We start from the raw sequence: 9,958 nt of genomic DNA on the forward strand, positions 1-9,958 counted from the left end.
AGTCCGTGCCACCGTCCGCGGCGCTCGGCGGGGCCGACTACAACGGCGCGGGAGAGCCCGAGCGCGCCTGACCCCGCCACCCCGGCGGTGCAAGATCGGAGCGAATATCGCAGAACCCCGCGCCCGGTGCGCGGGGTTTTGCCATGCTGACCGAGGATCCGACCGGTACCCCCGGGCCGCTCGGCTTGAGCCCACCATGAGGCGGAGCCATGAGCCATGAGCATTAGTCAGAACCAGACTGCCAGCGGACGGCCGCTGCGGGTGGCGCCGGCCTGGGTCGGTGCCGCGGGGCCGAGGGCCGTCGCGGAACACCATCTGCCGGTGCGCGAGGCGGTCTGGATCTGGTCCGTACGCCGTTATGCGCGAGTCTCGCTGTGGGCGCTGCCGGTCGGTGCGGCCCTCTACGGCTGGTCCACCCTCGGCGTCGCCGCCCCGCCGGGCCCGCTGCTGCTGAAGCTGGCCGGCGGCTGGTTCTGCGCGATCGCGATGATCGGCCTGGCCGGGCTGCTGGCCGCGTCCCGCACCCGCCGCTCGGCGGTCGCCGGAATGCTCATCGCCATGGCCGGCTTCATCATGCTGCTGCCGCTGGCCGCGCTGCCGGCCGGCACCGGCCCGGACGGGATCGGTCTCAGCGCCGCTCAGGTGCACACCGCCTCCCTGGTTGCGGCGGCCGTGACCGGCACCGGCTGGCTGCTGTTGGGCTGGGCCGTGTTCCGCTCCAAGCTGGTCAACCCGGCCGACGGCGTGCTGCTGATGCTCGCGGCCGTGTCGATCGGTGCCGGCTCGCACGCGATGCGCCCGCTGCCCACCGTCGGCGCGCTGCTGCTGCTCGCCGCCGGCATGGGACTGGCCTGGACCGGCTCGCGGCTCATTCCGCCGGCGTAGGACTGTCGTACCGGGGTGGCATGCTCGGCTCGTTGCCACGACGAGCTGGGGAGTGCGCATGGGCAAAGTGGTCGCCGACATCTCGGTGTCCCTCGACGGGTTCGTGACCGGGCCCGATCCGGGCCCCGACAGCGGTCTGGGCCACGGCGGCGAGGGCCTGCACACCTGGGCCTTCAGCGCCGACCCGGTCGACCGGGAGGTACTGGCCTCGGCCACCGACGCGACCGGTGCGGTGGTCATGGGCCGCCGCCTGTTCGACATCGTCGACGGCCCGCACGGCTGGAACGACGAGGTCGGCTACGGCGCGGGCCTGGCCGCGGCGCCGCCGGTGCTGGTGGTGACCGGCCGGCCGCCCGACAAGGTACGCCTGGCCGACCGCTGCACGTTCGTCGTGGACGGTGTGCGCAGCGCGATCAGCACGGCCCGGGCCATGGCCGAGGAACGCGACGTGGTGGTCATGGGCGGCGCCCAGGTCATCCGGGGCGCCCTGGCGGCCGACGCGGTCGACGAGCTACGGCTGCACCTCTCACCCGTGCTGCTCGGCGCCGGCACGCCGCTGTTCGACGCGGGCGTCAGCCCGCGCACCCTGCGCCAGATCCACGTCCGGGTCTCCCCGCACGCCACCCACCTGACCTACCGGGTCGACTGACCGGTCCTCACCGGCCAGGGTGAACACCGGACGAGCGCCCTGCCGGTAGGAGGAGTCCAGGGTGATCTCACCGCCGTGGTGCTCGACGATCTTCTTGCACATGGCCAGGCCGATGCCGGTGCCCGGATAGCTGTCCCGCGGATGCAGCCGCTGGAAGATGACGAAGATCTTGCCGGCGAACTCGGGATCGATTCCGATGCCGTTGTCCTCGACGGCGAAGGTCCAGACGCCGTCGTCGGCACCGGCCGTGATGTGGACCAGGGGAGCCTGCCCCGGCCGGCGGAATTTGATCGCGTTCCCGATCAGGTTCTGCCAGAGCATGGTCAGGAGGGTGGCGTCGCCGGGCACGGTGGGCAGGTCGGGCCGGACGATCCGGGCGCCGGACTCGCCGATGGCCAGGGCGAGGCTATCCTCGGCCTGCGCGACGGTCTGATTCAGATCGACCGGCTCGACGGCCGTGTGCACCCGGCCGATGCGGGAGAAGGCCAGCAGGTCGTTGATCAGGCTCTGCATGCGCGACGCGCCGTCGACCGCGAAGCCGATGTACTGCTGCGCCCGCTCGTCGAGGGCGCCGGCGTAGCGCCGCTGCAGCAACTGACAGAACGAGGCGACCTTGCGCAGCGGCTCCTGCAGGTCGTGCGAGGCGACGTAGGCGAACTGTTCCAGGTCGGCGTTGGATCTCCGCAGTTCCCGTTGCTGCTGTTCCAGCTGCTCCCGGGCGAGCTGGCTGGTGGCCAGCCCGTCGACCAGGCGCTGCCGCATCGCCTCGACGTCCTGACCGAGCCGGGCCAGGTCGGCCGGGCCCGCGGGGGTCAGGTGATGATCGAAGTCTCCGCCGGCGACGCGTCGCACGGCCCGGCTCAGCTGGATCAGCGGCCGGAGCACCACCACGCGCAGCAGGACAGCGATCAGCACGAGGAAGGCGAGCAGGACAGCGGCGAGGAAGACGAAGACACCATTGCGGACCTGCCGGGACTGATCGAGCGCGGCCCGGCCGTCCTGCCTGATTTGGATCAGACGATCGTCCAGCACGGCGACGCGGGCCCGGACCTCGTCGAAGGCGGTTCTGCTCTGCATCACCACTGTCATGGGCGCCGGCGTGGCACTGTCCTGATGGCGGGCGATCAGCGGGTCGGCCATGGTGGTGCGCCACCGGCGGGCCTGCTCCTCGGCATCGGCCAGCCCGGCCAGGGCGAGCGGCTCGCTGCTCAACAGCTGCCGGATCCGGGCGACGGCGGCCTGCTCGGCGGCGATCCCCTGCTGGTACGGCTCGAGGAACTGCCGTTGACCACTCAACAGGTAGCCGCGTACGCCGATCTCCTGGTTGACCAGCGCCGCGCCGAACTCCACCACTGCGGTCCGCGCCGGGGACACCCGATCGCTGAGGTGGTTCGAGACCGTGGCGGTGCGCGACAGTGCCTGGGCTCCGACCACCGCGCCGGCCAGCACCAGGACGACCATCGCCACCAGCACCGACGCGAACCATCGCTGGGTGGTCCAGCGGCTGCCGCGCGCCTCAGCGCCGGTCGGGCCATCGTCGGTGCCGGCCACGGAGGTGGGAATCACAGGCGCACGGTACGCGAGGGCCCATCGTCGTGCCAGCAAAGCGGATCGTGCCGTCGTTCCGCCTCCGCCCGGCTCGCCGACAAGTTGCGTCGGTTGCTGCGTCGATTGATCGGCGGTATGGTCCGGAGGTGTCCGCCGACGCATCGAGCGGACAGCCCGCGTCGACGGACAATCAGTGGAAGGACGACCATGAACGTGACAGTCGCCACCCCGGTCACCGATACGTCCGAAGCGGCGGCCGGCCCGACCGACGCCGTGCAGCTGGTGCGGGCGATGGCCACCCTGCCGGTCGGCGATCCCGCCCGGCCCCGCCTCCGCGAACGCGCCATCGAGGCGTGGCTGCCGCTGGCCCAGCACCTCGCCCACCGCTATTACGGCCGCGGCGAGCCCGAGGACGACCTGACCCAGACGGCGACCATCGGCCTGATCAAGGCGATCGACCGGTTCGACCCGGACCGGGGGGTCGAATTCGCGGGCTTCGCCATCCCGACCATCCTCGGTGAGATCAAGCGGCACTTCCGCGACCGCACCTGGTCCATCCGGGTGCCGCGGCGGCTGCAGGAGCTCCGGGCCGCGATCACGGCGGCGAACAACACACTCAGCCACACCCTGGGGCGTTCACCGACGGTGGCCGACGTCGCCGTCCACCTCGGCGTCACCGAGGAGGAGGTGCTGGAAGGGCTGGAGGGCGCGATGGCCTACAGCGCCACCAGCCTGGCGACTCCCATCGGGACCGAGGGCGACCGCGAGCTGGGCGACACTCTCGGCGGCTATGACCACGATCTCGAGCTCGTCGACATGCGCCTGGCCCTCGGCCCGGCCCTCGCGTCGCTCGACGACCGGGACCAGAAGATCGTCGCGCTGCGGTTCTACGGAAACCTGACGCAGGCGGAGATCGCCGAGCAGCTCGGCATCTCCCAGATGCACGTCTCGCGCCTGCTCGCCCGGGCCCTGCTGACGCTGCGGCACCGGATCAACGCCGGCTGACGCCGCTCGCGCGGTCCCAGAGAACCGGGTGCACCTGGACATCGAGCCGCCGGCCGGTCCTGCTGGACTGGGCGTTCACCGGGCCGGGCGCGGGCCCGTTGGCCCGGGCAGCGGCTCGGACCGACGCAGCCCCGGCGGGAGCCATGCCGCTGGGGCCGGCTCGACCCGCCGGGGCCGCTGGTCGATCAGGATGCTTGCTCAGTGGTTGTGGGAGTCGGTGCGCGGGTCGGTGTCGCTGCTGCGGCTGCCGGCCTTCGCCAGGCCCCGGCTGACCATGTAGCCGATGGTGAGCAGGGTGATGTACCACCACGCCTTGTCGGCGGCGAAGATGTCGCTGCCGTCGTTGTTGGCCCGGTCGCCGACCACGTACGAGGCGATCAGTACGCCCAGAACGGCGGCCACGTAGACGATCAGCTCGGTGGTCTTGAACGAGGGCTTCGTCTCCTCGCCGTGCGTACGGGTGCGCGCAACGCCCTTGGTGTCGTTGTTCCCGCGAGTGGACGTCGTCATTTCTGCCATTTCCTGAATCTGTCGGTCTTGCTGTGGGGGAGCCGATGGCGTGATGCCGCCGGCGAAGGTGGTGTATCCCGTGCTCACCTACGGGCGGTGACCCGCGGCGGACGGTTGCCCCCGGGCGACCACCCCAAACCCACGATCAACCCGAGCTGTACGCCTGCTCGCGGGTCGCCCCGGCCGTGCTCTGGTAGCTGAGGGCGAACATGCAGCTCAGATAGAGGCCGAACAGTCCCTGGTGCACGGCGATGAAGGTGAGGCCCTTTCCGGCGGGCAGCACGAGGAAGATTCCGCCGAAGTACGCGACGAGATGCAGGCCGATCAGGGGCAGCTCGCGCAGTCGTTGACGGGCATGGCTGTTGACGAGATGGCGGGTGCCGGCGAAGTGGGCTTTCACCGCCTCCAGCAGCAGCAGGGGCAGGGCTGTCCAGGCGCGACGGTGGTGGCGCGTACCGGCGGGCAGCCGGCTGAGCCGAGCCGGCCATGCGGCGGAGAGGACCGCCAAGATCCCGACGTCGGGATCCTCGTCCGCGTCGTCCGGGCCGTCGTGATGACGGGTGGGCCGCAGGGCCCACCAATCGAAGCTGAAACCCACACCCACGCTGGTCAGAGACACGCCGAGAAGGTAATTGGCCCGGGTGGACGGGAAGATCTGGCTGTGTCCCAGGTCGTGGCCGAGGACGGCGAGCCGCGTGGACAACAGGGCGAAATAGCACGCCAGGGCCAGCTGCCACCAGGAATTCCCGATCAGCACGAAAGCAGTCACGGCGATGGCGAACAGCGAAAGCACGACGACGGTCTGACCGACCCAGTAGCCGCAGTACTGGTCGGGTGCGGCCGACCGCGGGGCCTCGATCGTCGCGCGGCCGTCGCTGGGCACCTTGTGAGGCTGCATCGCCGCTCCCGCTCCACAGTCGTCCTCATGGGCGCTGCCGGGGTCCGGAGCAGGCTGATTGGTATTACCCGGCGCAGTTCACGTCACACCTCGGGCACTGCGTGAATGGCTGCGGCGGCGGCATGGGCGTCCGGCACCGTGACGGTGACGGTGCGTCCGGTGCGCAGGGTCAGCCGCAGGGCCGGCCCGGAGCGGACCGTGCAGGAGGTGCGGCGCGGCGTCCACCAGAAGCCGTAGGACACCGACCACGGTGGCAGGTCGACGACCTCGGCCTGCGCGATCTGCTCGATCCGGTAGGTGCCGCGCGGCCAGCCGAACGCCCCGAAGCGGACGGAGACGCCGTTCGGGCCCGCCGCCGTCCGGATGCTCCCGGCGGTCAGCACGTTGACCAGCGCGGCGGTGGCCGCAACGAGCAGCGGGACCGCCAGGCCGGGCCGGCTGCCGTTTCCGGCGTCGCCCAACACGAGCAGCGGCACCACCAGGGCGGCGCTCAGGATCACCATGGCCCAGTTGGTCACGCGTCCGGTGTAGATGGAGAACGGGCCGGGCAGTGCGGATGCCGTCACGGGGCACCGTCCTTTCGGTTGGTCACGTCAGCTGCTCGATGAGGCGGATCAGGTCGCTGCGGCCGAGACCGTGCCGGCGGGCCACCGCGACCAGCTCCTGGGCCGCCTCGGCGACCGGGGCCGGCTCGGTCATGGCCGACGCGACCCGCGTCCCGCGGCCCCGGCGGAACTCCAGCAGACCCTCGTCCCGCAGCTGCCGGTAGGCGGTCAGCACGGTGTTGCGGTCGACGGACAGCGCGGTGGCCAGCTCGGCCGCCGGCGGCAGTTGCTCGCCGACCGCCAGCTCGCCCGCTGCCACGCCCTGGCGGACGCACCGGGCGATCTGGTGCTGGAGCAGCTCCCGCGACGAATGATCGATGACCCATCTCATAGTGCTAGCATTATCAGCACCATCTGGTCGACCGGTCAATGGGTTGACGTCGTCGTAGCTGCCCAGCAGGCGTGGCGCTGCTGCCTCCGCCGGAAGCCGCGCCTTGATGCCCGCCGCCCGGCGGTGCAGCTCCACGCTGCGCGGATTCTGCGCCGTGCGCACCGCCTTGACGAAGGCCCGGGTGCCCGCCGCGGTCCGGACCCGGTCGGCGGTACCGGGGGAGAAGCCGCCGGGCTGCGACAGGCCTCCACCACGGGCGAGCCGAGCAGATCCTCGATCGCCGAACGGACCCCGCCGGGCAGATTGGTCCAGCCGATGCGTACGCCGGATGCCTTCGTCATGCCGGGATTCTGCCCGCCCGCGGGCCCGGTTCCCGCTGCATTTCGCGAGCGGGTGGCTAGCTGATCGCGGTGCGGCCGAGCTCCCAGAAGGCGACGGCGGCGGCGGTCGCGACGTTCAGCGAGTCCACCTCGTTGTGCATCGGGATGGCGACCCGGACGTCGCTGGCCTCCAGGGCCTGGCGGGTGAGGCCGGGCCCCTCGGCGCCCAGCAGCAGCGCGGGCCGTTCACGCTGGGCGGCGGTGAGATGCTGCAGCGCCACCGCGTCGGGCGCCGGCGTCATCGCCAGCAGGGTGAACCCGGCGGCCCGGATCGCGGCCAGGGTCTGCGGCCAGTCGTCGGCCTTGGCGTACGGGATGGCGAAGACCTCACCCATGCTGACCCGCACCGCCCGGCGGTACAGCGGGTCGGCGCAGGTGGGGGACAGGACGACCGCGTCGATGCCCAGCGCGGCCGCACTGCGGAACAGGGCGCCGAGATTCGTGTGGGTGTTCAGGCCCTCCAGCACGGCCAGGCGCCGGGCCCCGGCGAGGAGCTGGTCCAGCGGGGTCAGCTCGCGCCGGTGGAAGGAGGCCAGGATGCCGCGGTGGACGTGGAACCCGGTCACCGCCTCCAGGACCGGCGGCGCGGCGGCGTACAGCGGCGCGTCGGCGGGCAGGTCGCCGAGCTGATCGACCCGCTTCTCGTCGACCAGCGCCGAACGCAGCCGGTACCCGGCGCGCAGGGCACGGTGGATCACCAGTTCTCCCTCGGCGATGAAGAGCCCGTTCGGCGGCTCCCACTTGGTCCGCAGCTCGACATCGGTCAGCGCCCGGTAGTCGGCGATCCGCGGGTCGTCGGGGTCGGTGATGCTCAGTGCCGGCACGTACGGCATTCTGCCTGCCGCAACCGGGCCGCCCACGACCGCCCGGGTACCGGCAGGATGGGGGGATGTTCGTCGATTCGCTGGAGACCCTGCGCAAGCGCCGGAGTGCCAAGTGGCGCACGTACCCCGATGACGTCCTGCCCATGGGTGTCGCCGAGCTGGACTGCTCGCTGGCCCCGGCGGTGACCGCCGCCCTGCGCGCGGCGGTCGAGGCCGCCGACACCGGCTATTCGGCGGCGCAGCCGGAGCTCGGCGCGGCGGTCGCCGGCTTCGCGGCCCGGCGCTGGGGGTGGGAGGTGGACCCGGCCGCGGTCACCGCGGTCACCGACGTCGGCGTCGGCGTGGTCGAGCTGCTGCGGATGCTCACCCGCCCGGCGGACACCGTGGTGATCAGCCCGCCGGTCTACCCGCCGTTCTTCGACTGGCCGCCGGAGGCCGGCGTGCAGCTGCGGGAGGTGCCGCTCACCGCCGAATACCGCCTCGACCTGCCGGCCCTGGAAGCGGCCTTCGCCGCCCACCCGGCGGTCTACATCCTCTGCAACCCCCACAACCCGGTCGGCCGCGTGCATACCCCGGACGAGCTGGCGGCCCTGGTCCGGCTGGCCAAGCTGTACGGCGTGACGATCATCAGCGACGAGATCCACTCCCCGCTGGTGCTGCCGGGCGCACGCTTCACACCCATGCTGACCGTGCCGGGGGCGGCGGAGGTCACGGTGAGCCTGATGTCAGCGAGCAAGGCGTTCAACCTGGCCGGCCTCAAGTGCGCGGCCATCGTCACCGGCGGCGCGGCCATGGCGGCGCTGGTCGAGCGGTTCCCGCCGGACATCCGCTGGCGCACGGGTCACCTCGGCGTGGTGGCGACGGTGGCGGCGTTCACCGACGGTGATGCCTGGCTGGACGACCTGCTGGCCGAGCTGGACGCCCGCCGCGGGCAACTGGGCGAGCAGCTGCGCACCCGGCTACCGAAGATCACCTGGACCCCGCCGGAGGCGACGTACCTGGCCTGGCTGGACTGCCGCGCGCTGGGCGAGGACAACGAGCCCCGCGAGATGTTCCTGTCCCGCGCCCGGGTCGGCCTCGAACCGGGCACCCGCTTCGGCGCGCGTGGCGCGGGCTTCGTTCGGCTGAACTTCGGCACGAGCGCGGATATCCTCGACGAGGCGACCGCACGTATGGCGAGCGCCACCGACAGGTAGCGGCGGCGGCCCGGACGTTGCGGCAGTACGGTTGTACTGTTCGCGTCGTTCTGCCGTCGGGGGTGTGCAGGTGTCGTCCGGTCCCGGGTCCGACCCTCATATGCTGGCGCTGCTGCGAGCCATCCGGCTCCGGCTCGCCGCGCCGGACGCGGCTGCCGCGGGTGCGGCTGATGCGGCGGCTGCCTTGGGCGCGGAGAACGCCGGGCAGGTTCCGGGGCCGCAGCCTGCGGGAGAGCCGGTTCATCCCGACTGGATGATGCATCCGGACTGGCCGGCTGCTCAGACGCCACCTTCCGATTCCTCCGCGTCTCCTGGGCCTGCTGGGAGTGTGCCTGGTTTGCCTGCCGCGCATCCGTTCGATTCGCCTGCCGGGGGTCCGCCCGGTCTGCCGTCGGCGCATCCGCTGCGGGACGCCTCGGCCGGTGGGGTGCCGCGCGCCGATCGTGAGACGGCGGGGAGCGACGGCCGGACTTGGCGGGCGAGCGTCGGACCGATGCCGTGGGGTCCCCGGCCGCCCTATCAGCCTCCTTCGACACCGGGCAGTGTTCCGTCGCCGCCGGGTGGGCCGGTTCCTTCCGCGCCCGGGACCGGGTCCGGCCCCGGCTATGTGGTCCCGGATCCCAGTGGGTCAGCGCCGGGGACGCCGCTTCCCGGAGGGGAATCCGGTGAACCGGTGACGCCGGCGCCCGTCGACTCGCCCGGCTGGGCGCCCGGGCGCCCCGGCACGACGCCGCTGCCGGGTGGTGTGCCGACGCGGCCCGGATCGGCGCCGGCTGTCCCCGGCTACGACGATCTCGTCCCGGACGACGGTGGCGGGGACGGCGGCGTTGGACGGGTCATGCCGAATCCGACCGGATCGGTGCCGTCCGGGACTGGCTTTCCGTTCCTGCGCGGGCGGAACCCGGTCGTTCCCTCGGCGTTCAGCACGACGCCGGTGCCCGGTGCGGCTCCGGCCCCGGGCACCGGTCTGAGTCCCGGGCAGGGCCCGGCCACTGGCTTGCCTCCGGCCACTGGCTTGCCTCCGGGCGCCGGCCTGCCGCCTGGCCACGGCCCGGGAGCCGGCCAGCACCCCGCCCCGCCAGCGGGCGCCACGCCCGGCACGGCCATCGTTCCCGCGACGCCCGGCG

The 9,958-nt window shown here is 72.4% G+C and carries 9 protein-coding genes and 1 pseudogene; 4 read left to right on the top strand and 6 right to left on the bottom strand.

What is annotated here, in order from left to right:
- The first annotated feature begins 216 nt into the window (after positions 1-216).
- Positions 217-885: a hypothetical protein gene (locus Aau02nite_RS44780; protein WP_212994799.1), complete on the top strand. Its 669-nt coding sequence runs from the start codon at positions 217-219 to the stop codon at positions 883-885.
- A 58-nt stretch (positions 886-943) separates the two neighbouring features.
- Positions 944-1,534 carry a dihydrofolate reductase family protein gene (locus Aau02nite_RS47170; protein ID WP_246595923.1) on the top strand — a complete coding sequence of 197 codons (591 nt, stop codon included), beginning with the start codon at positions 944-946 and terminating at the stop codon, positions 1,532-1,534.
- Positions 1,535-1,561: 27 nt separating this feature from the next.
- On the opposite strand, the pseudogene Aau02nite_RS44785 reads toward Aau02nite_RS47170, so the two are convergent.
- Positions 1,562-3,244, bottom strand: a pseudogene (locus Aau02nite_RS44785) (sensor histidine kinase); the annotation flags it as partial.
- A gap of 45 nt (positions 3,245-3,289) precedes the next feature.
- On the opposite strand from Aau02nite_RS44785, the gene Aau02nite_RS44790 reads away from it, so the two are divergent.
- Positions 3,290-4,087, top strand: a complete 798-nt coding sequence (locus tag Aau02nite_RS44790; RefSeq protein WP_212994801.1) for a SigB/SigF/SigG family RNA polymerase sigma factor — start codon at positions 3,290-3,292, stop codon at positions 4,085-4,087.
- 198 nt (positions 4,088-4,285) lie between these two features.
- Here the strand turns inward: Aau02nite_RS44790 and Aau02nite_RS44795 are convergent, their stop codons facing one another.
- The 5 genes from Aau02nite_RS44795 to Aau02nite_RS44815 all read right to left on the bottom strand — a co-directional run bounded on the left by Aau02nite_RS44795 (position 4,286) and on the right by Aau02nite_RS44815 (position 7,635).
- Entirely contained in the window at positions 4,286-4,597 is a 312-nt protein-coding gene (locus Aau02nite_RS44795) for a hypothetical protein (RefSeq protein WP_212994802.1), read from the bottom strand.
- Positions 4,598-4,742: 145 nt separating this feature from the next.
- Positions 4,743-5,495: a fatty acid desaturase family protein gene (locus tag Aau02nite_RS44800; RefSeq protein ID WP_212994803.1), complete on the bottom strand. Its 753-nt coding sequence runs from the start codon at positions 5,493-5,495 to the stop codon at positions 4,743-4,745.
- A gap of 83 nt (positions 5,496-5,578) precedes the next feature.
- Positions 5,579-6,061, bottom strand: coding sequence for a hypothetical protein (locus Aau02nite_RS44805; RefSeq protein ID WP_212994804.1), 483 nt, complete (start codon positions 6,059-6,061; stop codon positions 5,579-5,581).
- Positions 6,062-6,083: 22 nt separating this feature from the next.
- The gene (locus tag Aau02nite_RS44810) at positions 6,084-6,431 is read right to left on the bottom strand and encodes a GntR family transcriptional regulator (RefSeq protein ID WP_212994805.1); all 348 of its coding nucleotides are present in this window, start codon (positions 6,429-6,431) and stop codon (positions 6,084-6,086) included.
- A 397-nt stretch (positions 6,432-6,828) separates the two neighbouring features.
- Positions 6,829-7,635 carry a TrmH family RNA methyltransferase gene (locus tag Aau02nite_RS44815; RefSeq protein WP_246595924.1) on the bottom strand — a complete coding sequence of 269 codons (807 nt, stop codon included), beginning with the start codon at positions 7,633-7,635 and terminating at the stop codon, positions 6,829-6,831.
- 65 nt (positions 7,636-7,700) lie between these two features.
- On the opposite strand from Aau02nite_RS44815, the gene Aau02nite_RS44820 reads away from it, so the two are divergent.
- Positions 7,701-8,831 (top strand): MalY/PatB family protein, encoded by a 1,131-nt coding sequence (locus Aau02nite_RS44820; RefSeq protein WP_212994807.1) that lies wholly within the window; start codon positions 7,701-7,703, stop codon positions 8,829-8,831.
- The last annotated feature ends 1,127 nt before the right edge of the window (positions 8,832-9,958 follow it).

The sequence above is a fragment of the Actinoplanes auranticolor genome, from assembly GCF_018332655.1.
GTDB classification, from domain to species: Bacteria; Actinomycetota; Actinomycetes; order Mycobacteriales; family Micromonosporaceae; genus Actinoplanes; species Actinoplanes auranticolor.